General features: G+C 72.5%; 21 protein-coding genes and 1 pseudogene. 8 read left to right on the top strand and 14 right to left on the bottom strand.

What is annotated here, in order from left to right; all coding sequences use genetic code 11:
- The coding region (locus AUV08_RS03375; RefSeq protein ID WP_157571210.1) for an integrase core domain-containing protein at positions 1-385 on the top strand (385 nt) is incomplete at its 5' end.
- Positions 386-690: 305 nt separating this feature from the next.
- On the opposite strand, the gene AUV08_RS11920 is transcribed toward AUV08_RS03375, so the two are convergent.
- Both AUV08_RS11920 and ychF read right to left on the bottom strand, forming a co-directional pair.
- The gene (locus AUV08_RS11920; RefSeq protein WP_144879461.1) at positions 691-4,287 is read right to left on the bottom strand and encodes a hypothetical protein; all 3,597 of its coding nucleotides are present in this window, start codon (positions 4,285-4,287) and stop codon (positions 691-693) included.
- Between the two features lie 377 nt (positions 4,288-4,664).
- A complete protein-coding gene (gene ychF, locus AUV08_RS03390) occupies positions 4,665-5,750 on the bottom strand; it encodes a redox-regulated ATPase YchF (protein WP_061867068.1) in 1,086 nt (361 codons plus the stop codon).
- 388 nt (positions 5,751-6,138) lie between these two features.
- Between ychF and AUV08_RS11725 the strand changes: the two are divergent.
- Positions 6,139-6,595: pseudogene (locus AUV08_RS11725) on the top strand (GMC oxidoreductase); the annotation flags it as partial.
- Positions 6,596-6,700: 105 nt separating this feature from the next.
- Here AUV08_RS11725 and AUV08_RS03395 read toward each other — a convergent pair.
- Both AUV08_RS03395 and AUV08_RS03400 read right to left on the bottom strand, forming a co-directional pair.
- Entirely contained in the window at positions 6,701-7,177 is a 477-nt protein-coding gene (locus AUV08_RS03395; RefSeq protein ID WP_061867069.1) for an Hsp20/alpha crystallin family protein, read from the bottom strand.
- Between the two features lie 95 nt (positions 7,178-7,272).
- On the bottom strand, positions 7,273-7,806 hold the full coding sequence (locus AUV08_RS03400; RefSeq protein ID WP_061867070.1) for an O-acetyl-ADP-ribose deacetylase: 534 nt from the start codon (positions 7,804-7,806) through the stop codon (positions 7,273-7,275).
- 56 nt (positions 7,807-7,862) lie between these two features.
- On the opposite strand from AUV08_RS03400, the gene AUV08_RS03405 reads away from it, so the two are divergent.
- From AUV08_RS03405 to AUV08_RS03415, 3 genes are all read left to right on the top strand, one after another.
- Entirely contained in the window at positions 7,863-8,300 is a 438-nt protein-coding gene (locus tag AUV08_RS03405) for a hypothetical protein (protein ID WP_061867071.1), read from the top strand.
- A 65-nt stretch (positions 8,301-8,365) separates the two neighbouring features.
- Positions 8,366-9,700 (top strand): DNA recombination protein RmuC, encoded by a 1,335-nt coding sequence (gene rmuC / locus AUV08_RS03410; RefSeq protein ID WP_157554057.1) that lies wholly within the window; start codon positions 8,366-8,368, stop codon positions 9,698-9,700.
- A gap of 55 nt (positions 9,701-9,755) precedes the next feature.
- Positions 9,756-11,456, top strand: a complete 1,701-nt coding sequence (locus tag AUV08_RS03415; protein WP_061867072.1) for a DASS family sodium-coupled anion symporter — start codon at positions 9,756-9,758, stop codon at positions 11,454-11,456.
- Positions 11,457-11,579: 123 nt separating this feature from the next.
- On the opposite strand, the gene AUV08_RS03420 is transcribed toward AUV08_RS03415, so the two are convergent.
- The gene (locus tag AUV08_RS03420; RefSeq protein ID WP_061867073.1) at positions 11,580-12,686 is read right to left on the bottom strand and encodes a 4-hydroxy-3-methylbut-2-enyl diphosphate reductase; all 1,107 of its coding nucleotides are present in this window, start codon (positions 12,684-12,686) and stop codon (positions 11,580-11,582) included.
- Between the two features lie 53 nt (positions 12,687-12,739).
- Complete coding sequence (locus tag AUV08_RS03425; RefSeq protein WP_061867074.1) at positions 12,740-13,828, bottom strand: hypothetical protein; 1,089 nt, start codon at positions 13,826-13,828, stop codon at positions 12,740-12,742.
- 191 nt (positions 13,829-14,019) lie between these two features.
- On the opposite strand from AUV08_RS03425, the gene xseA reads away from it, so the two are divergent.
- Positions 14,020-15,333, top strand: coding sequence for an exodeoxyribonuclease VII large subunit (xseA, locus tag AUV08_RS03430; protein ID WP_061867075.1), 1,314 nt, complete (start codon positions 14,020-14,022; stop codon positions 15,331-15,333).
- Positions 15,330-15,617 (top strand): exodeoxyribonuclease VII small subunit, encoded by a 288-nt coding sequence (locus AUV08_RS03435; protein ID WP_061867076.1) that lies wholly within the window; start codon positions 15,330-15,332, stop codon positions 15,615-15,617. The genes xseA and AUV08_RS03435 overlap by 4 nt, the downstream gene beginning before the upstream one ends.
- A gap of 115 nt (positions 15,618-15,732) precedes the next feature.
- Here the strand turns inward: AUV08_RS03435 and AUV08_RS03440 are convergent, their stop codons facing one another.
- The 5 genes from AUV08_RS03440 to AUV08_RS03460 form a co-directional block, all read right to left on the bottom strand.
- A complete protein-coding gene (locus tag AUV08_RS03440) occupies positions 15,733-16,317 on the bottom strand; it encodes a type 1 glutamine amidotransferase domain-containing protein (protein ID WP_061867077.1) in 585 nt (194 codons plus the stop codon).
- 127 nt (positions 16,318-16,444) lie between these two features.
- On the bottom strand, positions 16,445-17,362 hold the full coding sequence (locus tag AUV08_RS03445; protein ID WP_061867078.1) for a PPK2 family polyphosphate kinase: 918 nt from the start codon (positions 17,360-17,362) through the stop codon (positions 16,445-16,447).
- A complete protein-coding gene (locus AUV08_RS03450; protein WP_061867079.1) occupies positions 17,355-18,593 on the bottom strand; it encodes a pyridoxal phosphate-dependent aminotransferase in 1,239 nt (412 codons plus the stop codon). Before AUV08_RS03450 ends, AUV08_RS03445 begins: the two co-directional genes overlap by 8 nt.
- An 83-nt stretch (positions 18,594-18,676) precedes the next feature.
- Complete coding sequence (locus AUV08_RS03455; RefSeq protein ID WP_061867080.1) at positions 18,677-19,798, bottom strand: glycine betaine ABC transporter substrate-binding protein; 1,122 nt, start codon at positions 19,796-19,798, stop codon at positions 18,677-18,679.
- The gene (locus tag AUV08_RS03460; RefSeq protein ID WP_061867081.1) at positions 19,795-20,271 is read right to left on the bottom strand and encodes an NUDIX hydrolase; all 477 of its coding nucleotides are present in this window, start codon (positions 20,269-20,271) and stop codon (positions 19,795-19,797) included. Before AUV08_RS03460 ends, AUV08_RS03455 begins: the two co-directional genes overlap by 4 nt.
- 159 nt (positions 20,272-20,430) lie before the next feature.
- Between AUV08_RS03460 and AUV08_RS03465 the strand changes: the two genes are divergently transcribed.
- Positions 20,431-22,266 carry a hypothetical protein gene (locus tag AUV08_RS03465; protein WP_061867082.1) on the top strand — a complete coding sequence of 612 codons (1,836 nt, stop codon included), beginning with the start codon at positions 20,431-20,433 and terminating at the stop codon, positions 22,264-22,266.
- Positions 22,267-22,330: 64 nt separating this feature from the next.
- Here AUV08_RS03465 and AUV08_RS03470 read toward each other — a convergent pair whose 3' ends face one another.
- From AUV08_RS03470 to AUV08_RS03480, 3 genes are all read right to left on the bottom strand, one after another.
- Positions 22,331-23,575 carry a phosphotransferase gene (locus AUV08_RS03470; protein ID WP_061873103.1) on the bottom strand — a complete coding sequence of 415 codons (1,245 nt, stop codon included), beginning with the start codon at positions 23,573-23,575 and terminating at the stop codon, positions 22,331-22,333.
- A 22-nt stretch (positions 23,576-23,597) separates the two neighbouring features.
- Positions 23,598-24,509: a hypothetical protein gene (locus AUV08_RS03475; protein ID WP_061873104.1), complete on the bottom strand. Its 912-nt coding sequence runs from the start codon at positions 24,507-24,509 to the stop codon at positions 23,598-23,600.
- A gap of 77 nt (positions 24,510-24,586) precedes the next feature.
- A complete protein-coding gene (locus tag AUV08_RS03480; RefSeq protein WP_044659461.1) occupies positions 24,587-25,213 on the bottom strand; it encodes a GNAT family N-acetyltransferase in 627 nt (208 codons plus the stop codon).
- Positions 25,214-25,268 lie beyond the last annotated feature (55 nt).

Raw genomic sequence — 25,268 nt, forward strand, 5'->3', positions numbered from 1 at the left:
GGCGGCCACGACCGTGAGCTTCTACTGCCGGGCGCGGGCGTTCTTCGCCGCCCACGGCATCACCGTGGACCGGGTGATCACGGACAACGGAAACAACTACCGGGCCGTGGACTTCACCGCGAAGGTGGTCTCGCTCGGAGGCCGGCACCACCGGATCCGCCCCTACACCCCGCGCCACAACGGGAAGGTCGAGCGGTACAACCGGCTGATGGTCGATGAGGTCCTCTACGCCCGCCCGTACTCCTCAGAGCAAGCTCGGCGTGAGGCCCTGCAGGTGTGGGTGAACCACTACAACTACCATCGGCCTCATACCTCCTGCGGAGACGCCCCTCCGGCCTCACTGGCACCGACCCGAGTCAACAACGTCATGCCCTCCTACACCTAGCGGCCAAGCTTTCGCATTCCCCTGGCCGCTGCTCTAAAAATGGCTGTTGAGGCAGTAACTGCCTCATTGGCCAACGTCGTCGCCTAGTCACCGGGACCGGGGATCGCGAGGCACCATGGGGACGGCGCAAGGTAGGTCTCCGCGCCGTGGTCACAATGCGGCAACCCCGCTCTGATCGTCGTTCTTAAGCCGCCGCGATTCCTCCTCCAATGCGCAATGACGGGTGCTGCCACACTTGTCGAGTATTTAGCACAGAAATCTCACACTTCACTACACCTCCTCGGGCGCGACCCTCGCGTAATGGATCAATAGAGTCCGCGCCGGACGCGTTCCGCGCTCTCCTCATGGCGTCTTGCCTCGCGCTCGTACGAGCCAGCTACGCGTCTAAAAAGTCTGGCCACTCGAGGCGCTTCGTCAGCGAGCGCTTCCGCCTGCACACGATATCTCTCAGCAATTTCGAGCTCTTGCTGACCACCGTCCTCTAGGCCTCGACTGGAGACGCCGCGGCTATTGACGATGTGGAGGTAGAGGCCATTCTCGATGTGATCGAGTTGCACCTCTTCGATGAGATCCCGCACGACGCAGCCCGGCCAGGTACCGTCAGCATCTGGAGGGGTGTGCCCGAGAACCTGCCCAATATGCTGCAGGCCCGCTTCGACCCGGCCACCCTCCACAAGGCCCTCCGTTGCGCTGTCAATCCAGGTTCGAAGTACTTGGGCATTCATAACGCCATTGACTAGCCCAGGCGGTGAGTCCCACGCATTGAGCAGTCGGTACGCATTGGCTGCCATGGAAGCGTCCCGCTGCCCTTCGTGAGCTTTGTCATCGGCCACTTCCTCGTCCTCATGCTTCGGCCGAGCACGGTAGACGGCGCACACAACTCCGACAAATTTCGCCGGATCCGCAGCCAAACTTTCAGAGAGCGCAGGCACTTTAGCATCGTATCCAAGCGCTGGAAGATACGCCCACTCGAGCCGGACGAGGTCGCCGGGCTCGAGATGCTCCTGCATGGCCTCGAGATAGGCAAATAACTGTTGAAAATCGTAGGTCGATAGGCCCCGAGCGTCAGCAGATTGATCTTGGTTTGACAAGAGTCCATCTAAGGCGTCCACCATGAGCTGCGCTGCCTGCGGGCGCGGTCCGTCCTTTTCGATGTGCGCGTAAGTGCACATCAGATGTAGGGCGTCGGCGTGTCGGCCAGCTTGGATCAATCGATCGGCCACCTCGTCAATCTTGTCGAAGTCTTGGCCCAAGCCGAACGGTTGGAAGGCCGCCCAGTACCCGGTCTCAACCTCCGGATCCTCAGCCGCCAAAGCCCATGCCTCCGGTAGGTTGCCACGGGCAACAAGCAGGAGTCGAACACGCTGATTAACGGTGAGGGCGTCCCGTTCAAGCAAGCCTGTGATGAGTTCGAAACCTTCGAGGACATAGCGACCTGAGAAGTACGACATCGCCGTGCTGACGAGATCGTCGTCCTCAGACGCAAGCCAAAGCAGAATTTCAGCGTCGCGGAACAAGCCCGCATTCGCGAGCGCGCTGCCAACGGCCCCGGCTACAGATGCGTCGCGTGCCAGTCTCTCGATGGCGTCGAATCCCCCCTCGGCTTCGATCTCCTTAACAGCTGCGCTGCGTCGATGTCCAAGCTCTCGCTCAAAGCCTTGGTAGTCATCACTTCTGCGAGCGCCTACATACGGGGTCCACGACTGGAAAAGTCCAACCAATCGGAGGTATGCGGATTTAGGCTCATAACGCGCGGCCAGCGCATCAAGCTTGACCAGCTCCTCGTCGGGGAGCGCCCACGCAGCGTCCGGAAACTCGCGATGGCGGCCGATAAGGCTCACGAGTGCTCGCCACACAGCGTCCTGGAAGTCAGTCGCACACTCCGGCTGGTCGGCCATCGAACTAAGCGCAGCCACCACACGTTCTCGATCTGCGGATGACAAATCTGAAGTGTGAGCAAGGATCGTTGACCAGCGCTGTGCATCTTCACCAGCATCCTCGATGCAGCGCTCAACCGCGGCGGTCGTCATCCTCCAAATCTCGCCGTATGTCACCGACTGCTTGTCCGGCTTCCAGGGTCGGAACGCTGGTGAGCTGATCGGAACGTGCATCCCATGACGCTCCGGAAGCATGCTGGTCTCCAGCTTCCAAGCGGCGCCGGGATGCCTATGGCGCAGCGCATCAAGGGCTGCAATTCGCCGGCCGGGATCAACGGAGTTATTAGGATGCCACGGGCGGAATAGCGCAGCCAGCGAGGCGGCGGGACGGTTTATTATCCGGCCACCTGGATCTATCTCGTCCAAACGGGCCAGGAGATCGACGGCACGGCCGAAGTGACCAGGGGACCAGGATACACACTCAAGCGCCCATAGCAAATGGCAGTGGGGAGTGCCGCCCGATAACAACCCTAATTCTTCCGCGGCGTCCTGGAACATGGTCGATAACAAAGGATCGTCGCCGGCTGCTGCTGCGCCGACCGCATCAAGGAAGGCGTCGGGCGCGGCCTCAGCGAGCAGTGGCAAAAGGTCCGCGATCGACTGCCACGCTTGCCCGGTGTCGTCTCCTGAGGCCCATTCGAGCAACTTAGCGACTAAGTGATTTGCGAAGTCTGAACCCGTTGCCCCGGCCGACAAAGTGACGGTTCCGCCGTAAATTGCCAAAAGGGCCAGAGACTGAGCAATACCACGGCGAAGGTCGCCCGAATAGCGGCGAGTCCTGCCTTCGATCGTTGCTCGCCACCGTTCTTCACGTGGAAGCTCGAGGGCCGGATCGCCCTCTGCGAGAACCATCTCGACGATGGCCTCGAATCGCTTCATGTCGTCGTGGGTCAGCTTCGACACCAACAGCATCCACGCGTCTACTGGCGAGACAAGATGCCAGGCTCCGTCAGTATGGATCGCCAGAGGGTCGATGGGACCGTCGGCAATCCCGGCGATATCTTCTCTAAAGGATTCGTAGTCGGTTCCCGCGAGCGCCTCGAGGATCGAGCGATCCCCTTCTACGTTGTCCCCCCAAGAGCCAGCCAACAGGATTGAGCGGAAGCTTCGGGATGGACTCGCGTCGGCCCAGGCAGGTCGATGCAGGACGGCCTTGACGGCCAGGTTTCGACGCAACCCGGTCAAGCTTCGACGTGCGAGTCTACCGAGTGCGTCGGCCTTGTCTCTGTCCGTGACCCCGGCACTTGTCAGTGCGGCTGCCACCTCGGCGGCGCCTAGCGCCGGAAGCGTGATATCGGAGCCTTCAGTGAATATAACCGGCACGCAAAAATTGTGTACAGTATCAGCGGGTATCGCCCTTGCCAGCTCGGGTGTGCACGGGACCAGGATCAGCGGTTGGGACGAGCCCGTCAACTGCCTCCATGTGGATACATCGTCAACGAATGCCAGCCGCGCTAGCATCTGCCCCTTGCCTTGTTCTTCGTGGTGGACGGCGATCGCAGCGATAAAGGCGCATGCCTCCTCCATGGATGCGCCAGCAACCGTCGTGACGGAACCGGATGAAGCTAGCCGTCCTTCGAGGGCCTTTGCAGCGTCAGACCGACCAGCAAGTACGATTTCCGGCGTCAATGCCGGATTGGTTTGTGCTGCCCAGTCGCGCCACCATGACAGGCCGGTACGAAGACCATATGGCGAGAGCCCGAGTTCCTCCGAGAACCACGCCCACGTGATTGGCGCCGCCTCAAGCCAGGACTCCACGTCGTCTAGTCCAAGGGCCTTGACGTCTCTCCAGACGTTGTCGCTCCGCTTGCTTGCAGCCCATCTGGACCGTGTCGTCCAAGGACGCAGGATCGCTTCCACATAAGTGCAGTCTGATGTCGAAGTCCCATATGGAGCGTCTATTCGCTTGGTGTAGTCCTTGTCGGCCTTGGAGTTGGGGCTGGAATCGACTGACAGTTCCCACACGGACAAGCCGTCCGGAACCCAAGCCGTCGCTTTCGCCGTCCGGACTGAACCGTCCCAATCGCCAGCCGCCACCCCGTCACCCGCGGGCATCCCAAGTTCGACCAGGCCTGGCGTGGTTTCCAGGATGAGGCGTCGCACTAGACGTGGGAACTCGGACTGCGAGGAGCGTGTGTCAGCCCAGCTCCGCAGCTGGTTTCGGTCGACGTATCCCACTTTGTTCTTCATGGCTACGATCTCCGATCGAGTACAACCTGGTCCTCACACTCAGTGGGCAGCCCAGGTCCGACCTAGGCGAATATTGCGCCAGGAAGACTCCCACTAATCAATCGAGTGCTCCGGCTTAAATAAATCGGCAAATACTCTCCTATAGGAGAATTTTACACGTTGAACCGGAACTCCACCACGTCCCCGTCCTTCATCACGTACTCCTTGCCCTCCATGCGCACCTTGCCCGCGGCCTTCGCCTCGGCCATGGAGCCGGCGGCCACGAGGTCGTCGAAGGAGACGATCTCGGCCTTGATGAAGCCGCGCTGGAAGTCGGTGTGGATCACGCCGGCGGCCTCGGGCGCCGTCGCGCCGACGGGGATGGTCCACGCGCGCGTCTCCTTCGGCCCCGCCGTCAGATACGTCTGCAGGCCGAGCGTTGAGAAGCCGACGCGAGCCAGCTGGTCCAGCCCGGACTCGTCCTGGCCGTTCATCTCCAGCATCTCGCGGGCCTCGTCCTCGGAGAGCTCCACGAGGTCGGACTCCAGCTTGGCGTCCAGGAACACGGCCTGAGCGGGAGCCACCAGGTCGCGCAGCTCCTGCTGCCTGGCCTCGTCCCCCAGCACGCCGTCGTCCGAGTTGAACACGTAGATGAACGGCTTGGCGGTGAGCAGGCTCAGCTCCCGCAGCCGGTCCATGTCCAGCTTGTCCTTGTCCTTCGCCGCGAAGATCGTCTCGCCCCGCTCCAGCACCGCGAGCGCGGCCTGGAGCGCCTCGAGGTCGGCGGGCTCCTTCTTCTTGCCCTTGACCTCCTTCTCGACGCGCGGGATCGCCTTCTCCACGGTCTGCATGTCCGCGATGATCAGCTCTGTGTTGATGGTCTCCATGTCCGAGGCCGGGTCCACCTTGCCGTCCACGTGGACGACGTCGCCGTCGTCGAACGCGCGCACCACCTGGGCGATCGCGTGGGCCTCACGGATGTTCGCCAGGAACTGGTTGCCCAGCCCCTCCCCCTCGGAGGCGCCCTTCACGATGCCGGCGATGTCCACGAAGGACACCGTGGCCGGCAGGATGCGCTCGGAGCCGAAGATCTCGGCCAACTGGGGCAGCCGCTCGTCCGGCAGGTTCACCACGCCCACGTTCGGCTCGATCGTCGCGAACGGGTAGTTCGCCGCGAGCACGGTCTGGCGCGTCAGCGCGTTGAACAGGGTCGACTTGCCCACGTTGGGCAGTCCCACGAATCCGATAGTCAAAGCCACAGTCCGGCAGTCTACCGGCGGACCCACCGCGGCGGAGGCGTCCCGCACCGGCCCCGTTCCGTGGGCAGAACCGGCAGCCCCGCCCGCTCCGTGGGCAGAAAGCGCGCTCTCCCCTGTTCCGGGGGCAGAACCGGCAGGGTTTTCGCTTCCGGGGGCAGAAACCTTCGCTCTCCTGCCCACGGAACCCAGAGGCCCAGCGGCCACGGGGCCCGGCAGCCCCAGCCCCCGCCCCCACGGACCCAGAGACCCGCACCACCCAGCACGCATCCCCGCCCAGATGACCGATCCGTAGTGTGGACGGGCCGCCCAGACCCCGACGAGAGGAAGCACACCTGTGTCTGCCGACCAGAGGACGACAGCCGAGACCGCAGGGCCACCGGGTCCACCCCACGCCAAGGTCCGCGGCACCGTGCGCCTGCGCTCCAACGACTACTGGGACAAGCCGGCCGTGGACCCGCGCTACTTCACCGACCCGGAGGGCCATGACGTGGCCGTCGCGGTGGCCGGCATCTGACTGGCCCGGGAGATCGTCTCCCAGCCGGCGATGGCAGAGTGGGCCGGCCGGGAGCTCGCCCCGGGCGTGGAGGCGCAGACCGATGAGGAGATCGCCGACTACGTGCGCCGCACCCACAACACCGTGTACCACCCGGTGGGCTCGGTGCGCATGGGCGCCGACGACGACGCCATGAGCCCCCTGGACGCCCGCCTGCGCGTCAAGGGCGTGACGGGTCTGCGCGTGGCCGACGCCTCCGTGATGCCCGAGCACGTGACCGTGAACCCCCAACATCACGTGCTTCATGATCGGCGAGAAGGCGGCACAGCTGATCCTGGCCGACCGCGCCTGACCACCACGCGGAAGCGGCGGGCCCCCGGTGGGGGCCCGCCGCATCTGCGTTCGGGGGAACGGGCCGCGCGCCGGTCACGCCGGCCACGGCTCCGTCAGAGGGCGATCACTCGCCGGAGGCCTCGGCGGCGGAGCCCTCCACGGCCTCACCCTCTACGGCCTCGCCCTCCACCTGGGCGGCGGAGCCGGTGTGCTTGACCTGGATCTTGCGCGGCTTGGCCTGCTCGGCCACCGGGATGGTCAGCAGCAGCACGCCGTCGCTGTAGTCGGCCTCGATCTTGTCCAGGGCCAGGCCCTGGCCGAGGTTGAGCTGGCGGGCGAAGGTGCCGGCCGGACGCTCCTTGGTGAGCCAGCGACGGTCCTCCCCGGCGGGGGCCTCCTTGCGCTCGGCGCGGACGGTGAGCGTGCGCTCCTCGACGTCCACGTCGATCGAGCTCGGGTCCACGCCCGGCAGCTCCACCTCGGCGACGAACACGTCGCCCTCGCGGTAGAGGTTCATGGGCATGGAGGCGGCGCCGGAGGTGCGGGCGAAGCCGGTCATCAGGCGCTCCATCTCGCGGAACGGATCAATGGGACGAGCCATGGTCGATCACTCCTCATGCAGGGCGGGCCGCTCCGGTTGAGCGGCGACTGTCCTGTGCAACGCCGTCCCCCCACGGGGTATTCCACGGAGTTGAGTCAGCCCCGCTCAACCCTGTCCAGGACGGTCCGGAACGCGGCCTCCGCCGTGTCGCCGTAGGGCACGAACAGCACCTCGTCCACGGTGTCGCCCACCTCGTCCGCCATCGCGTGGCAGGTCTCGACGGCGATCCGCGCCGCGTCCTCCATGGGCCAGCCGTAGATCCCCGCGGAGATCGCCGGGAACGCGACCGTCCGGGCGCCGAGCCCGGCCGCCACCTTCAGGGACTCGCGGTAGCATGAGGCGAGGGTGTCGGACTTGTCGATCGTCTTGGCCCACACCGGGCCCACCGTGTGGATGACCCAGCGCGCGGGCAGGCGCCCCGCCGTCGTCGCCACGGCCTGCCCGGCGGGCAGCCCCTCCGGCAGGTCGGTCTCGCGCAGGCGGCGGCACTCGGCCAGGATCTCGGGGCCGCCACGCCGGTGGATGGCGCCGTCCACGCCTCCGCCGCCGAGCAGGGTGGAGTTGGCGGCGTTGACGACGGCGTCCGCGTGCGTGGCCGTGATGTCCCCGGGGGCGATGGTGAGCTGCATGGGTTCACGCTAGGCGCGGGTGGGCGCCGTCGGACAGGGCCGGTAGCCTCGGCCCCATGAGCACCCCGACGCCCACCGGACCGACCCCCACGCCTCCCGGCGGCGAGCTGCTGCCGCTGATCAGCCTCGCGGTGGAGCACGTGTTCGACACGCTCGGCCGGCAGTCCGTGTTCGCCCCGACGATCCTCGCCGTCGCCGCCGACGGCCAGCGCGGCATGTGGGAGCACCCGGACCTCGAGCCCGAGCAGGCGGCCGCCACGGTCGCGAAGATCAGCCCGCGCCCCATGCGGGCGGTGGCCGTGTTCGACGGCGAGATCGAGACGGCGGACGGGCCCCGCCCGGCCGTCGCGGTGGAGGCCTTCGACGCCGCCGCCCTGGCCTCGACCCGCATGGTCTTCCCGTATCTGCCCGGTGTGGCCGCGGCGGGCATCGCCGCCCGCGTCGACGGCGACCCGCAGGTCGTGGCCAACGGCCCCAACCCGCTCTTCGGCTGAGCCGCCCACCACGACGACGGCGCGCCGCGGCCTACCGTGTCCGTGCGGCCTGCGAGGGTGGGGGCATGGAGATCCTCAACCTGCTGCTCGCCCTCATCCTCGGACTCGTGCTGGGCGCCCTGGTGGGCGCGTGGCTCATGTGGCGCCGGGCGGCCGGTGGCGGTGAGGAAGCCCGCCGGGCCCAGGCCGAGCTGGCCGCGCTGCGCACCGAGCACCAGGGGGCGCGAGAGGAGCTCGCGGCCGCCCGGGCGGAGCAGCGCGCGCTCACGGCCGCGCGCGCCGAGGACGCCGAACGCCGACGCGCGGAGTCCCAGGTGATGTCCACGCTCGCGCCGCTGGGCCAGCGGCTGGCGGCGCTCCAGGAGCAGGTGAGCGTGCTGGAACGGGATCGGGCCTCCCAGTTCGGCCGACTCGGGGAGCAGCTCCGCGCCGCCGCGGCCACCGACCGGGACCTGCTGAACCAGACCACCTCGCTCATGGCCACCCTCAAGTCCACCTCCGCCCGGGGCCACTGGGGCGAGGCGCAGCTGCGGCGGGTCGTGGAGGCGGCGGGCATGCTCCACCACGTGGACTTCACGGAGCAGGCCACGCTGTCCGGCAGGGACGGCGAGCGCCTCCGCCCGGACCTCGTGGTGTCCCTGCCCGGCGGCAAGGCCATGGCCGTGGACGCCAAGGCCCCCATCGGGGACGCGCTGGCCGCCGAGGCCCTCGCGGATGAGCCCGGCGAGGAGGCGTACGAGCGGCGCCAGGCGCTGGCCGCCCAGCACGCCGCGGCCGTGCGCCGCCACGTGGACCAGCTCTCCGCGAAGTCCTACTGGGACGGCCTCGAGCACTCCCCCGAGCTGGTCCTGTGCTTCCTGCCCGCCGAGTCGCTCCTGGCCGCGGCGCTGGACGCGGACCCCGGGCTGCTGGACCACGCGTTCTCCCGGAACGTCGCGCTCGTCGCCCCCGTCTCCCTCCTGACCGCCCTGAAGTCCGTGGCCTACGCGTGGCGGCAGGACACCCTGGCCGAGAACGCCCACACCGTGGTGGCCAGCGCGAAGGACCTCTACGAGCGTCTCGGCACGCTCGGCACCCACCTGGACCGCATGGGCGGCTCCCTCAAGACCGCCGTGGACCGCTACAACCAGCTCGTCGGCAACGTCGAATCGCGCGTGCTCCCCGCCGCCCGGCGCCTCCGCGACGCCGACCCGGGCCTGGCCCCCACGCCGGACATCCGCACGCTCGAGTCCGCGCCCCGGCCCCTGGCCGCCCCGGAGCTGGTCGCGGGCGTGGAGGAGAGGACGAGCTGCGCCGTCGTCGGGCGGAGTCGGCGCGGGAGGCGTGAGCGGGGTCCGGGCGGGTGGGCCGTCGCGGGCCCGACGTCGTCTTTCCGTGCCCCGGGCCACTTGCTACCGTGAAACTCACAGAGAATTGCCAGGCCATGCCGAGGGCCTGACCTGATGAGGAGGCCCCATGCAGTCCCGTCCGCTCCCCCCGCCGAGCAACGTCAACGAGCACGTCTCCCGCTTCAACCCCCGAGCGGCCGCCCAGGAGTTCGAGCACGACCTCTCCCCGGGCATGCGTGACGAGCCGCTGCCCGGCGGCGAGAACGTCAAGCGCATCATCGGCCTCGTGGTCGGCCCCCTGCTCGCCGTCGCCCTGTTCCTGCTGATGCCGGGCGACCTCGGCGTCTGGCCCCGCCTCGTCGCCGCCACCGCCGTGCTCATGGCCGTGTGGTGGATGACCGAGGCCCTGCCCATCCCCGCCACCGCCCTGCTGCCGCTCGTCATCTTCCCGCTCGGCGTGCCCGCCGAGGAGCCCGACGGCGGCATCACCTTCGACACCGTCGGCGCGAGCTACGGCAACAACATCATCTTCCTGTTCATGGGCGGCTTCATGCTCGCCCTGGCCATGCAGCGGTGGAACCTGCACCGGCGCATCGCGCTCGGCGTCCTGAAGTTCATGGGCGCCAGGACCGTGAACCTCGTCCTGGGCTTCATGATCGCCACCGGGTTCATCTCCATGTGGGTGTCCAACACCGCCACCGTCGTGATGATGCTCCCCATCGGCGTGTCCATCCTCGTGCTCGTCCAGCGCTACGGCACGGACGGCGCCCTGACCGCGGACGAGGCAGTAGACCAGGCCGACCGCCCCGCAGCGCCCACCTCCGCGCCCGGCGAGGCCCCCACGCAGGCCGAGATCCGCTCCCTCACGAAGACGAACTTCGGCACCGCGCTCATGCTCGGCATCGCCTACGCCGCGTCCATCGGCTCGCTCGGCACCATCATCGGCACCCCGCCCAACACCCTGCTCGCGGGCCACATGGCCGCCGAGCACGGCGTGGAGATCGGCTTCGGCCAGTGGATACTGGTCGGCGTGCCGATCGCCGTCGTGCTGCTCTTCGCGTGCTGGTTCCTGCTCACCCGCGTGCTGTTCCGCCCGGAGATCGACGAGGTCCCCGGCGGCCGCGACCTGATCGCCACCGAGCTGGCCCGCCTCGGCCGCATGAGGGCCCCCGAGGCCAAGGTCCTCGCCGTCTTCGTCCTCGCCGCGCTGGCCTGGATCACCGTGCCGCTGATCTCCGAGTACGTCCTGGACCTGACGTCCCCGCTGCTCTCGGACGCGGCCATCGCCATGGTCGTCGGACTCATCCTGTTCCTCCTGCCGGCCGGCGGCGGGGCCGGGCGCGGCGTGCGCCTGCTCGACTGGGAGGCCGCGAAGGAGCTGCCGTGGGGCGTGCTCCTGCTGTTCGGCGGCGGCCTGGCCCTGTCCGGTCAGTTCTCCAAGTCGGGCCTGTCCACGTGGCTCGGTGAGCAGGTCAAGGGCCTCGGCGACATCCCCGTGTGGGTGCTCGTGGTGATCGCCGCCGTCGGCATCCTGCTGCTGACCGAGATGACCTCGAACACGGCCACCGCGGCCACGTTCCTGCCCGTCGCCTCCGGCGTGGCCCTGGGCACCGGCGTCGCCCCGCTCATGCTGGCCGCGCCCGTCGCCCTCGCCGCGACCTGCGCGTTCATGCTGCCCGTGGCCACCCCGCCGAACGCCATCGCGTACGGCTCCGGCTACGTGACCATCGGCCAGATGGTGAAGGGCGGCGTGTGGCTGAACATCATCGCCGCCGTGCTGATCTCCATCGCGTCGATGACCCTGCTCGTCTGGGTCTTCGGACTCTGAGTCCCTGACCACCCGTCGGCCCGGCACGCCGAGGCCCGGGCACACCGAGGCCCGCAGACTCGCCGCTTCGCCGGCGTCGTGACGGCGAGTCTGCGGGCCTCAGCGGTGAAACGAGGGGCGCGCTCAGGCCTCGGCGTCGCGACGGCGTCCGCCGAGCGAGCGGGACTCGTCGCCCACCCGCTTGAGTTCGGCGCGCAGCTCCTTGGGCAGGGAGAAGATGATGTCCTCCTCGGCGGTCACCACCTCGTCCACCTGCCCGTAGCCGTACTCGGCCAGCAGCGCGAGCACCTCCTGCACCAGCACCTCGGGCACGGACGCGCCGGAGGACAGGCCCACGGTGGCCACGCCCTCGAACCAGGACTCGTCCACCTGGTTGGCGAAGTCCACGCGCTCGGCGCGGGTGGCCCCGTACTCCGCGGCGACCTCCTTGAGGCGCACCGAGTTCGAGGAGTTCGCCGAGCCCACGATGATCACCAGGTCGCACTCCGGCGAGATCGACTTGATGGCCGCCTGCCGGTTGGAGGTGGCGTAGCAGATGTCTTCCGAGGGCGGGTCCTGCAGGTTCGGGAACCGCTCGCGCAGCACGGAGACGATCTCGAGGGTCTCGTCCACGGAGAGCGTGGTCTGGGAGAGCCAGATCAGGTTGTCCGGGTCCTCCACCTGGACGGTGCGGGCCTCGGCGACGTCGTTGATCACCGTGGTGTGCTCGGGCGCCTCGCCGAACGTGCCCTCGACCTCCTCGTGGCCCTCGTGACCGATCAGCAGGATCTGCTTGTCCTGCTTCGCGAAGCGCACGGCCTCGCGGTGCACCTTGGTCACGAGCGGACACGTGGCGTCGATGGTGCGCAGGTTGCGCTGGGCGGCCTCCCCGACGACGGCCGGGGACACGCCGTGCGCGGAGAACACGGTCAGGGCGCCCTCGGGCACCTCGTCCAGCTCGTCGACGAACACCACGCCGCGCTCGGTCAGGGTGTCCACGACGTGCCGGTTGTGGACGATCTCCTTGCGCACGTACACGGGGGCGCCGTGGTGCTCGAGGGCCTTCTCGACGGCGACGACGGCGCGGTCCACGCCGGCGCAGTAGCCACGGGGGGCGGCCAGCAGCACGCGCTTCTCACCGGACACGGGCGCGGTCGCCTCGACCTCCTCACGGGATCGGCGAACGCGCGGGACCTGCGGCATCCCGAGGCCGACGGCGGACGGACGGGCGGAGACGGAGGGAGCGGACATGCCCCCCATGCTATCGGCCGGGACGCAGACCGGGCCCGGGCTTCGCCGCGGGCTCAGCGCGACGTGACGTCGGCGGCGGTGTGGGAGCGGCCCACCGCGCCGGGACCGTCCGCCCGGGCGGCACGGACCCGGCCACGCCGAGCGACCCACAGCTCCGCCAGGGCCAGCAGCAGGCCCCCGGCCAGCACGATCCAGCCCAGGGTGGTCAGGGTCTGGGGGTAGGGGGCGACGGCGGCCGCGAACGCCGGGCGGGCGGCCTCCTCCATCTGCTGGACGAACGCGGCCACCCCCGGGGAGGCCCCCTCGGGCGCCGTGAGGTGGACCGCGTCCGGACCCAGGCGGGCGCCACCGATCAGCCCGCCGGCCAGGGCGACCGCACCCGCCACGGCCACGGCGAGGCCCCGCCGCCCTCGGGGGGCGAGCAGCAGGGCGCCCACGAGCGCCAGCACGGACGCGGCGGCGGCCCAGCGCCAGTGCGCGGAGGCGTCCACCCAGCGGTGCACGGTGGCCCGGTCCGTGCCGGCCAAGGCGTCGATGCGCGCGTCCATGCGCAGCGCGGTGCTGTCCCGCAGGTCCGCGGCACGGTCGTACAGGGGCGCCAGCAGCGTGTCCGCGGCCCAGTCGCCGACGTCCGCGCCCACGATCCCCTCCAGCAGCGCCTGCGCGGGCAGGTCGAACCGGTCCTCGCGCAGGTCACGTTCGATGTCGCCCAGGGCGGCGGTGATCCCGGACTGCGCGACGGGACCGAACGGGATGGTCACGTCCGCGCCGGAGCCGGGCTCGTCCGCGCCCTGCGGGTCCTCGAGCTGGGCGAGCCAGGCGCGCCGGGCCTCGTCGGCGGTGTCGGACCAGCCCTGCACCACCTGCGGGTCGTCCGCCACGCGCTGGGCCAGCGGGCGCAGCAGGTCCTCGGCCGCCTGGGCCAGCGGGCCCGGTACCTGCTCGGGGATGGCGTCGTGCACGACGTCGTCGATCACCCCCGGCACGGCGGCGCGGACCTCGGGGTCCACGGCGACCTGCTCCGTCACCCCGCGCAGCAGCTCCGGGCGGTGCGTCGCCTCGTCGACGAGGGCGCCGGCCGTCGCGAGCACCGCCAGCAGGCCCGCCAGGGCCGCGACGAGGAAACTGAGAGTGGTGCGCATGGGGTCCTTCCATTCCGTTCCGTTCCGACCCCGTCGAGCGTACTGATCCCGGCCGGAGGTTCCCCGGTCTGGGCGCCCGACCGGGCCGGCGGCGGGTCCGGGGGACGCCCGGGCGCCGTCTTGCGCGTCCGGTGAGGGCGGTACGGTGGGCCCGTGCCCGGGCGGACCGGGCGCGGACAGGAGGGACCCGGATGGACCAGCCCGTGACCGAGGGCGCCCCGGCGGCGTCGGACGTGCCCGTCTCGGCGCCCGCCCGCGCGGGCGAGACCTCCGCCGAGCGGCCGTGGCCCCTGCGCCGGCTCTCCGAGAACCTCAAGGCCCACATCGAGCGCGCGCCCGCCACGTGGATCGAGGGCCAGCTCATCGAGTTCAAGAACAACCGCGGCAACGTCTACATGACCATGCGGGACCTCGAGGAGGAGGTGTCCCTGCCGCTCACCGCCTGGCGGAACGTCGCCATGACCCTGGAGGGGACCGTCCAGCAGGGCTCCCGCGTGGTGGCGCGCGTGAAGCCGAACTTCTGGCTCAAGGCCGGGCGCCTGTCCATGAACGTGCAGGAGATGCGCCCGGTCGGCCTCGGCGATCTGCTGGCCCGCGTGGAGCTGCTGCGCCGGGCCCTCGCCGAGGAGGGGCTGACCTCCCCCGCGCGCAAACGGCCCCTGCCCCTGCTCCCCCACCGGATCGGGCTCATCACCGGCCGCGACTCGGACGCGAAGAAGGACGTGCTGCGCAACTCCCTGCGGCGCTGGCCCGCCGCCGAGTTCGAGATCCGTGAGGTCGCCGTGCAGGGCGCCGAGGCCCCTCGGCAGGTGGCCGCCGCGCTCGCCGAGCTCGACGCCGACCCGGCCGTGGACGTCATCGTCATCGCCCGCGGCGGCGGCGCGCTCGAGGAGGTCATCCTGCCGTTCTCGGACGAGGCGCTGGTGCGCGCCGTGGCGGTGGCGTGCACGCCCGTCGTCTCGGCGATCGGCCACGAGGCGGACCGCCCGGTCCTCGACGACGTCGCCGACCTGCGTGCCTCCACCCCCACGGACGCGGCCAAGCGGATCGTCCCGGACGCGGCCCAGGAGGCCGCCGGACTCGCGGATGCGCGCCTGCGGCTGGCCGCGGCCGTCGAGCGCCGCGTGCGCGCCGAGGCCGAGGGGCTCGCGGCCCTGCGCTCCCGGCCCGTGCTGGCCCGTCCGCACGTGATGGTGGACACCCGGCAGGAGGAGACGGACCGGTGGCGCGAGCGCGGCCGGTCCGCCCTGGGCCACCGGCTCGTCCGCGAGGAGGACGCCCTCACGCAGCTGCGCGCCCGCGTCCGCGCCCTGTCCCCGCAGCGCACCCTGGACCGCGGCTACGCCGTGGTCCAGCACGCCGGACAGGTCGTGCGCGACGCGGACCAGGTCGCCCCGGACGACCGGCTCGACATCCTCGTGGCGGCCGGACGGATCGCCGCGGACGTCGTCGAGACGCACCGGACCACCCCGACCCCATCCCACGAGAGGACACGACAGGCATGAGTGAGCAGGGCATGGAGCAGACGCAGGACGCGGGCCGCCCGAGCGGCGTGGAGGGCTTCACCTCCGCGGACGTCTCGGACGTGGCCCAGATGAGCTACGAGCAGGCGCGCGCTGAGCTCGTGGAGACCGTGGGGCGGCTGGAGACCGGGGGCGCCGGCCTGGAGGAGTCCCTGGCCCTGTGGGAGCGCGGCCAGGCCCTGGCCGACCGCTGCCAGGCCTGGCTCGACGGCGCCCGCGTCCGCCTCGACCAGGTGCGCGGCGAAGCCGCCCCCGACGCCAGCTGACCCCGCCCCCCACTTTCGTTCGGGAAACGGCGGCCTCCGCCACGCTTTCGTTCGAGAAACGGTGGGGGCGGGGGCCATTGGCCCCCGCCCCCACACGGATCGCTCCCGACGTCGGTCAGGCGGTCTGGTCCTCGTGCTTGCCCTCGCTCAGCTCCTCCACGAGCTTGGCGTTGAAGGCGTCGAGGTCGTCCGGGGAGCGCGAGGTGGTCAGCCCGTTGTCCACGACGACCTCCTCGTCCACCCACTGGGCGCCCGCGTTCTTCAGGTCAGTCTTCAGGGACGGGTAGCTGGTCAGGCGGCGGCCCTCCACGACGCCGGCCTCGATCAGGGTCCACGGGGCGTGGCAGATGGCCGCCACCGGCTTGTGCTGCTCGAAGAAGGCACGCACGAACGCCTGGGCGTCCTTGTTGACGCGCATGGCGTCCGCGTTCAGGGTGCCGCCCGGCATCACGAGGCCGTCGAAGTCCTCGGCCTTGGCGTCCTTCACCGTCGTGTTCACGTCGAAGGACTCGCCGTGATCCCAGTCGGACTGCATCGCGGTGATGGTGCCGGACTCCGGCGAGACGAGCACGGGGGTCGCGCCGGCGGCGATCACGGCCTCCCACGGGGAGGTCAGCTCGACCTGCTCGACGCCGTTGGTCGCGAGGAACGCGACGGTCTTGCCGGTCAGCGGGGCATTCTGGTTGGCGTTCTCAGTCATGGGTCCACCTTTCGGATCGGATCCGGAGCGCCTCTGCGGCGCCCGGTGTCCGTACATCGACTCACCGCGACCCCGTGCTTGGCAAGGTCCGGCCACCACTGCCCGCCCAGCGCGACGACGGCGGCGCTCAGCCCGCCAGCAGGCGACGGCGGGCGGCCGCGACGTCGAAGTCGGCCTTCGGCCAGTCCAGCCCCATCCCCTGCAGGGTCTCGATGATCAGCTGCTGCACCGCCAGCCGCGCGAACCACTTGCGGTCCGCCGGCACGATGAACCACGGCGCGTCCTCGGTGTCCGTCCGCTCGATCGCGATCCGGTACGCGTCCATGTACTGGTCCCAGTACGCGCGGTCATCGAGATCGCTCTCGCTGAACTTCCAGTGCTTCGTGGGGTCGTCCAGGCGGGCCAGCAGGCGCTTGGCCTGCTCCTCCGGCGAGATCCGCAGCATCACCTTGACGATCCGTGTCCCCGCGGCGCGCACGGCCGCCTCGAACTCGCGGATGGCCCCGTAGCGCTCCTCCACCTCGGCCAGAGGGGAGAGCCCGCGCACGCGGTGCACGAGCACATCCTCGTAGTGCGACCGGTCGAACACGGAGACCAGGCCGGGCCGCGGGAGGTGCGGTCGGATGCGCCACAGGAAGTCGTGGGCGCGCTCCTCCGGGGTCGGCGCCTTGAACGCGTGCACGTGGACGCCCAGCGGATCCATCGCCCCGATCACGTGGCGCATGATCCCGCCCTTGCCGGCGGTGTCCATGCCCTGCAGGACCACCAGCAGGGACGGCACCTCCCCCACGGGCGCGTCGCGCACCGACTGGGCGAACAGCAGCTCCTGCAGGTCGGCGAGCACCGCGCCGCGCGCGGCCAGGTCCTTCTTGCCCTTCGCCTTGTCCCCGCCGTAGCCGGGCGTCGCGGCGGCGTCGACGTCGGCCGGGCCCCGGACCTCGTCCCCGCGGCGGGCGGCGAACAGCTCCCGGGCGGGGGCGCCGAAGACGCCGTCGTCGGTGGGGCGGGCGGGTCGGCCCGCCTCGGCGGCCGGGGTGTCAGCCATGGCGCTCCCTCCAGTCCTCGAGGAAGTCCTCGAGGCGGTCCAGGGCCACGCTCAGGTCCTTCACGCTGGGCAGCGTGACGAGCCGGAAGTGGTCGCTGTGCGGGTAGTTGAACGCCCCGCCGTGCGAGACGAGGATCTTCTTCGCCCGCAGCAGCTCGATGACGAACGCCTCGTCGTCGTCGATCGCGTAGACCTCCGGGTCCAGCCGCGGGAACAGGTAGAGGGCGCCGTGGGCCGGCTGCACGGACACGCCGGGGATGGCGTTCAGGCGGTCCTGGGCGAGGTTGCGCTGCTCGAGCAGCCGACCGCCGGGCAGGACGAGGTCGTTGATGGACTGGTAGCCGCCCAGTGCCACCTGGATGGCGTGCTGCGCGGGCACGTTGGCGCACATCCGCATGTTGGACAGCAGGGTCAGGCCCTCGAGGAAGTCGGCGGCCCGGTGCTTCGGCCCGGACACGGCCACCCAGCCGGAGCGGTAGCCCGCCACCCGGTACGCCTTGGACAGGCCGGAGAACGTCAGGGTGAGCACGTCGTCGGACAGGCCGGCGGCGTTGATGTGGCGGGCGCCGTCGTAGGTGATCTTCTCGTAGATCTCATCCGCCATGAGGACGAGGTTGTGGCGGCGGGCCACGTCCACGATGCCCTGCAGCACGGCGCGGGAGTAGACCGCGCCGGTGGGGTTGTTCGGGTTGATCAGGACGATGCCCTTGGTGCGCTCCGTGATGAGGGACTCGATGTGCTCGAGATCGGGCTCCCAGCCCTCCTCCTCGACGCAGCGGTAGTGCACCGCCCGGCCCCCGGCCAGGGTGGTGGCGCCGGTCCACAGCGGGTAGTCGGGCGAGGGGACGAGGATCTCGTCGCCGTCGTCGACCAGGGCCTGCAGGACCATCGTGATCATCTCGGACACGCCGTTGCCGATGAACACGTCGTCCACGCCGATGTCCCGGATGCCCCGGGACTCGTAGTACTGCGAGACGGCGGTGCGCGCCGAGTAGATGCCCTTGGAGTCCGAGTAGCCCTGCGCGTGCGGCAGGTGCTGGTGCATCGCCGCCAGGACGGCGTCCGGCGCCTCGAAGCCGAACGGGGCCGGATTGCCGATGTTCAGCCTCATGATCCGGTGGCCCGCGGCCTCCATCCGCTGTGCCTCCTCCAGGATGGGGCCGCGCACGTCGTAGCGGACGTTCAGCAGCTTGGCGGACTGGCGGATCTGGCGGGGATGCGGGGTCGGCATGCCCCCATCATGGCACCCCCCGGGCGGTGTGCATCACAGTGGCGGTCATGCGACGAGGGCCGGCGCCCCTCCCTCGCGCGAGCTCAGAACCAGGAGCCGCGGGGCACGAACCAGTCCTCGGGCGCGTCCTCCAGGCCATGGTCCACCAGCCAGTACTGCGCGGCCTCGGCGGGCGGGAGCGGGTCGTCGCCCGTGGTGAGCCGTTCGAGTTCCCGCAGGCCGTCGCCGTCGAGGGCGGACATCACCTCGGCGATGCGCCGTTCGGCGTCGTCGTCCAGCATCGCGGCGGAGCCGACGGCGGTCAGTCGCCCCTCGGGGAGCACGCGGCCGTCGTCCTCGAGCGGGACGAGCGTGCTCGCGTCGATCTCCGGATCCGTGCCGGTCAGAAGCGCGACCTGGGCCTCGTCCGCGACGACGGCGGCGGCCGGGTCCTCGGTGTCGGCCAGCCAGGTCTCGGGGCGACAGCCGGCGAGCCGGTCCAGGCGGACGCGCAGGGCCGCGGCCGCGTCCGCCGCGGAGGTCAGGGCCGGGGGTGCGACGGCGGTGAGTGACTCGCACCGGCCGTTGAGGTCCGTGATCGACTCGAGCTCGAGCCGGGCCGCGGTCGTCTGGGTGACGACCGCGGTCAGGCGCAGCACGCCCGCCGACGAGGACAGCGCCGCCGGGGCCTCGTCCTGCGGTGTCCCCGCCGCGGCCGTCTCCTCGGCGAGCAGCGTCTCGAGGACGCGCCCGGCCGCCGGGGCGTCCGCCGCGGGGTCGCCGACGGGCAGCGCGGTGGGGCTCGGGGCGGCGGTGGAGGCGGTGGCCGAGGGGGTGGGCACGGTGCCCGTGGACGGGCCGGCCTCCGTCCCGGTCGGCGTCGGCGTGGGCGTCGGCGTGGGCGGGGACGGCAGCGCCGCTGCGGGGTCGGCGGCGGCGGCCAGGGCCAGGGTGTCCACGACGGCGACCGTGTCCCCGCCGGCGGCGGACCACGCGGGCTGTTCCACGGCGACGCCGTCCTCGTCCGCCACGGCGTGGCCGTGCAGGCGCAGGTGACGGGCCAGGACCGCCGCGACGGCGGCCTCCAGGCCCTCGCCGCCGTGCACGACCGTGATCGGCGCGCCTGACGCCGAGGGCGTCGGCGGGGCGTCCGCCTGCGGCGCGCACGCCCCCAGGGCCAGCGACAGCACGAGGGCGGAGGCGGCGAGGGCCGCGGGGCGGCTCACGCGGCCACCCCGGCACGGGCGAGCGCCTCGGTGACCCAGGAGGCGGTGCGCAGCCCGCTGAGCTCCGCGAGGTCGAACCAGCGCGCGTCCGTCGAGGATCCCCCGACCTCAGGGCGCAGGACGCCGCCCGTGATGCGGGCGGTGTAGAGGACCTGCACGGTGAGCAGCGGCAGCGGCTCGCCCCGCAGGCGCTTCTCCGCCGGGATCGTCCCGGTCGTGACGCCCAGCAGGCCCGTGAGCTCGGCGGTGTGGCCGGTCTCCTCCCACACCTCGCGCAGGCACGCCTCCTCCGGGCTCTCGCCGAGCTCGATGCCGCCGCCGGGCAGCGTCCACTGCAGGAACTCGGGCCCCTGCCACGAGCTGAGCAGGACGCGGCCGCCGTCCACGATCAGGGCGTAGGCGCCGGCGCGCGTCTGGAACGGGCCGGCGGGGTGTGCTCCGGCGGCGTCCGGGGCGGCGGGGGTGGTGCTCATGGCTGCGGGCTCCTGGCGGCGGTGGGACGGCCCGCGGCGGGCGACGCCGCGGGCCCGGCCAGTCTACGAGCACCGCCCACCGCGAACAGCGGCACGGCCCACCGACCCGCGCCCTAGGCTGGAGGACCACCCGTCCCACCCCCGGAAGGAGCGGCGCCCGTGGACACCCCGCAGGACCCGCCCCGCCGGGACGGCCCCTCCGGCGGCCCCGCGGAGCCGGCCGTCGACGCCGCTCTGGACCGGGTGCGCGCCCTGCTCCGGCAGGCCCGCGGCACCGCGGCGCCCGACGCCCCGACCGCCCTGGACGCCCGCGGCTGGTGGGAGCTCTCCCTCGAGGCCGCGCTGCGCGACGAGCCCCGGGAGTCCGCCCGCCTCGCCGACTCCGGCCTGGCCGCGCTCGTGCCCGGCCAGGACGACGTCCGCCTCGCCCTGCTGCGGGCGCTCGCCGTCGCCGCGGGCCAGGTCGGGGACGAGGCCGCCCTGACCCGCTGGGTGGAGGCCCGGGCGGCGCTGCTGCGCCACCTCGGCCGGCCCCGGCAGGCCGGGCTCGAGTCCCAGCTCGGCGCTGCCCTCGTGCGCGATCCGGACACGGTCGAGGCGGCGGTGCTGGCCGGCGTCGTGGAGGACGAGCCGGGCGCTCCCGGCGAGGACCCCGGGGACACCGTCCTGCCCGAGGCCGCCCTGGCGCTGGCCGTGCACCGCGTGCACACCGGGGACCTGGACGCCGCGCTCGAGCTGGCCCGCCGCGTCATCGCCGTCCTGGGCGGGCTGCGCGCGGCCGGTGCCCTGCTGCCCACCGGCTCGTGGTCCAGCGCGCACCTGCTGCTCGCCCGCCTGCACCTGTGGCGGGGCGAGCACGCCGAGGCGGACGCGGCGGCCGCCGTCGTCACCGCGCTGCCCGCCGCCCGCGCCGTCCTGGCCTCCGCCACCACGGTGCGGGCGATCGCCGCCCACGAGCTGGACCGTCCGACGGCGGCCCTCGACCTGGCGCTCGAGGCCGCGGAGCGGATGGCCTCGGTCGGGCTGCGGCGCGGCGCCGCCTCCGCGGCGGCCCTGGCCGGGCGCGTGGCCGGCGACCTCGACGGGTACGAGGAGGTGGCCGTGGCCGCGTGGGAGCTGGCCTCCGTGCACGCGGAGAAGGCCGAGGCGCCGGAGGCCTCGAGCCTGAGCTACTGGTGGGCGCACCAGCTCGTGCTCGCCGGCCGCGCCGACGAGGCCGAGCCCCTGCTCGCCCGGCTGGTGCGCCGCGAGGCCACCCACGGCCGGGACGTCGAGCAGGCCCGTGCCCTCGTGGACCTCGGCCACGCCCACCACGACCAGGACCGCGCCGAGAACGCGCTGCCCCTGTGGCGGGAGGCGGCCGGCCTGTTCGAGGCCCACGGCCAGTGGGAGGACGCCGCACGCACGCTCCTGGCCGCCGGCGCCCTCGTGAACCGCGAGCGCGACGAACGCACCCGGCCCTCCGCCCTCGACCTGTTCGAGCGGGCGGTCGCGGCCGCGCGCCAGGCGGTGGACGAGGACCCGGCGGTGCTGCCGGCCGCGCTGCACGCGCACGGGTACCTGCTGTGCGAGTCCGGCCAGGCGGAGGGCCTCGACCTCCTCGAGGAGGCGCTCGTCCTCGTGCGGGACGCCGGCGCCGACTGGCAGGTGGCCGACTACACGGACACCCGCGCCCGGGCCCTGTGGTCGCTCGAGCGGGGGCCGGAGGCGATCGCCACCGCGCTGCAGGCCGCCGACCTGTTCACCGCCGCCGGGGACCGCGAGGGCGCCGCGCAGGCCGAGCTCTTCGCCGCCTACGTGGTGGCCGAGGACGGCAGCCCCGAGCAGGCCGCGACGCTCTTCCGCCTGGTGTGCGACTCCACCGACTCCACGCTCGTGCGCCTCGGCGCGCTCACGGGCCTGCACCAGTGCCTGTCCGCCCTCGGGGACCACGACGGCGCCGCGCGCGTCCGGGACGAGCTCGACGCGCTCCGCGAGGGGCTCGGCGCGGACTGACCGCCGCTCGAGGGGGCGGCCCGGCCCGGCGGGCCGGCCCGACTGTGGCGGCCGCCGTCGCGGGTCAGAGGCCGACGCGGCCCAGGGCGGCGTCGGCGGCGGCCCGGCGGGCGGCCCGCACGGCGCGGGGCGCGGTCGGCTGCGCCGCGAGGGCGGCGAGGACGGTCGCGACGCGGGCGGCCAGCGCCACCTCGTCGACCTCGTTGCGGGCGTGGCGCCGGAACCGTGCGGCCACGGCGTGCAGCGCGGCGCCGCCGGCGCCGAGGTCCACGGCGCCCGCCTCGAGATGGGCGATCAGGACGGCCCAGTCGTCCACGCGGTGTCCCATGCCCAGGTCGTCGGCGTCCAGCACGCCGGTGATCCGCTCCCCCGCCGCGTCCACGTGCAGGTTCCCCGGGTGCAGGTCGCCGTGCACGGGCACGCGCGGGCCGGGGTCCCCGGCCGCGAGCGCCGCGCGGAGCCGGTCCGCCCGGGCGACCGCCTCGTCCTGGGCCTCGGGGTCCAGCACGACGGCGGCCCACGTGGCGTGCTCGAGCAGGACGGCGGGTCCGCCGTCGTCCGCGTCGGCGCCCCCGGCCGCCCCGGCCGCCCCGGCCGTGGGGCCCGCCGGGCCGGGGGGCTCCTCGGGCACCGGCGGCAGCCGGTCCAGCAGCGCGGCGACCCGCGCGGGGTCGAGTGCGGCGGCCTCGGGTCCGGCCAGCAGCGCCCGCCAGGGCAGGCCCGGCACGCTCGCGAGCGGGAGCACCCCGCGCTCCGGCGCCGCGCGGACGGCGGGCACCGGCACCCCGGCCGCCCCCGCCGCGGCCATGCGCCGGGCGACCCGTGCGGCCCGCGCGGGCGGGAGCACCTTCAGGAACGTGCGGGCCACGACGCCGTCGTCGCCGGTCGCCTCGACGGCCAGGACCGCGCGGTCCCGCGGCCGGTAGCCGCGCCACGTGAGGCGGGCCCGGCCCGGCGCCGTGCCGATCAGGGCCGCGAGCGCGTCCGGATCGGCGGTCAGCGTGAGGCCCGGCAGGACGGGGTCGGCGGGGGCCCACCACCACAGGGTGCCGTCCTCCAGGATCCCGCGCTCGCCCGGGACGGGCGGGCACGCCGCGCCGGGGGCGGCGGGGTGTCGGGGGTCGCGGGCGAGGACGAGGGTGCGGGAGCGGACGCGGGCGTCGCCCGCGCGTCCGGTCATCACGTCCAGGTCCAGGACGCGCGCGAGCCGACGTCCCCGCTGCAGGTGCAGGGCGTCGGCTCGGGTGCGCAGCCAGCGCTCGCCCGACGCGCGGACGGCCTGGCGCGCGGCGGCTCGGTCGATGCTCACGGGCGCGCCCGCCCGGCGGGGCTCAGCAGGCCCGGCGCCGCGCCAGGACGTTGTCCAGGTCCAGGGCGGCGATGTCCTGCTCGGCGGCGGCGCTGATCTGATCGTCCGCCGTGCGCGCGGCGTCCTGGGGCCGGGTGTCCGCGCCGGTGGGGGCGGGGGTCTCGAGCGGCGCCGGCAGGGGGCGGGCCATCTCCGGGGCGTCCAGGTAGGTGGGGCGCGGCACCGCGGGGATGGTCACCGCACGGTCCGCTGCGGGGGCGGCGGCGGAGGCGGTCACCACCACGGGCTCGGCCCGGGCCGCGGCGGGCGCGGCGGCCGGACGCGGCGCCTCGGTCTCGAAGGCCAGCACGGTCTCCAGCACGCGGCGGTCCCGCTCGGGGTCCGCGGGCGGGGCCTGCCGCTCCTCGGCCGCCGGGGCGGTGGGGCGCTCCGGGACGACGACGGCGGCGGGCCGGGCGCGACGGGTGCGGTCGCGGACCGCGAGGGCCCGCAGGCCGGCCAGCCCGGCCACGGCGAACAGGAGCGACCAGCCTGCCAGGGCGAGCGTGCCCGCGCCGAACGCCGCGGCGAGCCCGGCCACGAGGAACACGAGCAGGGCCACGAGGACGGCGAGGAACAGCGCCGTGCGCCCCCACCGGATGTGCAGGCCGGTCCGGCCGCGGGCGGCGCGCGCCGCGTCGGCGGCGGCGCTCAGGCGGCCCGAGAACCGGGCGGTCAGGGCACGGACGGCGGGCGAGCTCTGCAGGCGGTGCATGAAGGACCTCGGCATCGACGGGCGGGCGGGGGCGGACGCGAGACGATGGCGGCGCAGCACGAGCCGCCAGGCCAGGAAGGCCACGAGGGCCACGATGACCAGCGACGCGCTCACCCGGGCGTCGGCCAGCGCGTCGAGCGCGGCCTGCACGGCCCTCGTCGGCGCGGTGGTCTCGTCCATGCCGTCAGCCTAGCGCCGGAGGCGGACCGGCCCGGCCATCGCGGCGTGTCCGCACGCGGCGTGTCCCGCCGGACCGCTCAGGGGCGCGGCCGGGTGGCCAGCCACCGGGCCAGCAGGCCGTCGGGGACCTCCTCGGCGGTCACCGCGAACGTCCGGTGGTCCCGCCAGGCGCCGTCCACGTGCAGGTACGCGCGCCGCAGGCCCTCGTCGCGCAGGCCGAGCTTCGCCACGACCCGCAGGCTGGCCGCGTTCTCCGGGCGGATGTTGACCTCGACCCGGTGCAGACCGGCGCTGCGGAACGCCCAGTCCGTCGCCATGGCCACGGCCGTCGGCGTCAGCCCCCGGCCGGCCTCGCGACGGTCGATCCAGTAGCCGATCGAGCCGGAGAGCACCGAGCCGTACTGGATCCCGCCCAGGGACAGCAGCCCCACCAGACGGTCCCGGTCCGGGCGGTCGTCGTCGAGGACCATGCCCCACGTGTAGGCGCTGCCGTCCCGGCCCTGGCGGCCGTGCCAGCGGACCATCTGCCCGAACGACGCCGGGCCCGCGCCCGGCACGGGGCTCGTGGCATCCCACGGCGTCAGCCACTCCCGGTTGTGCGCCCGCTGCTCCTCCCACGCCTCCCGGTCCCGCCGCCGCAGCGGCCGCAGGGCGAGGGTGCTGTGCCGCAGGGTCACGGGCCAGGGGGAACGCTGCCAGGACATGGCGTCGATCCTATGCGCGGCCGGGCGCGGCACCGGTGCGGCGGGCATCATGGGG

It is taken from the genome of Micrococcus sp. CH7 (genome assembly GCF_001595485.1).
Taxonomy (GTDB): domain Bacteria; phylum Actinomycetota; class Actinomycetes; order Actinomycetales; family Micrococcaceae; genus Micrococcus; species Micrococcus luteus.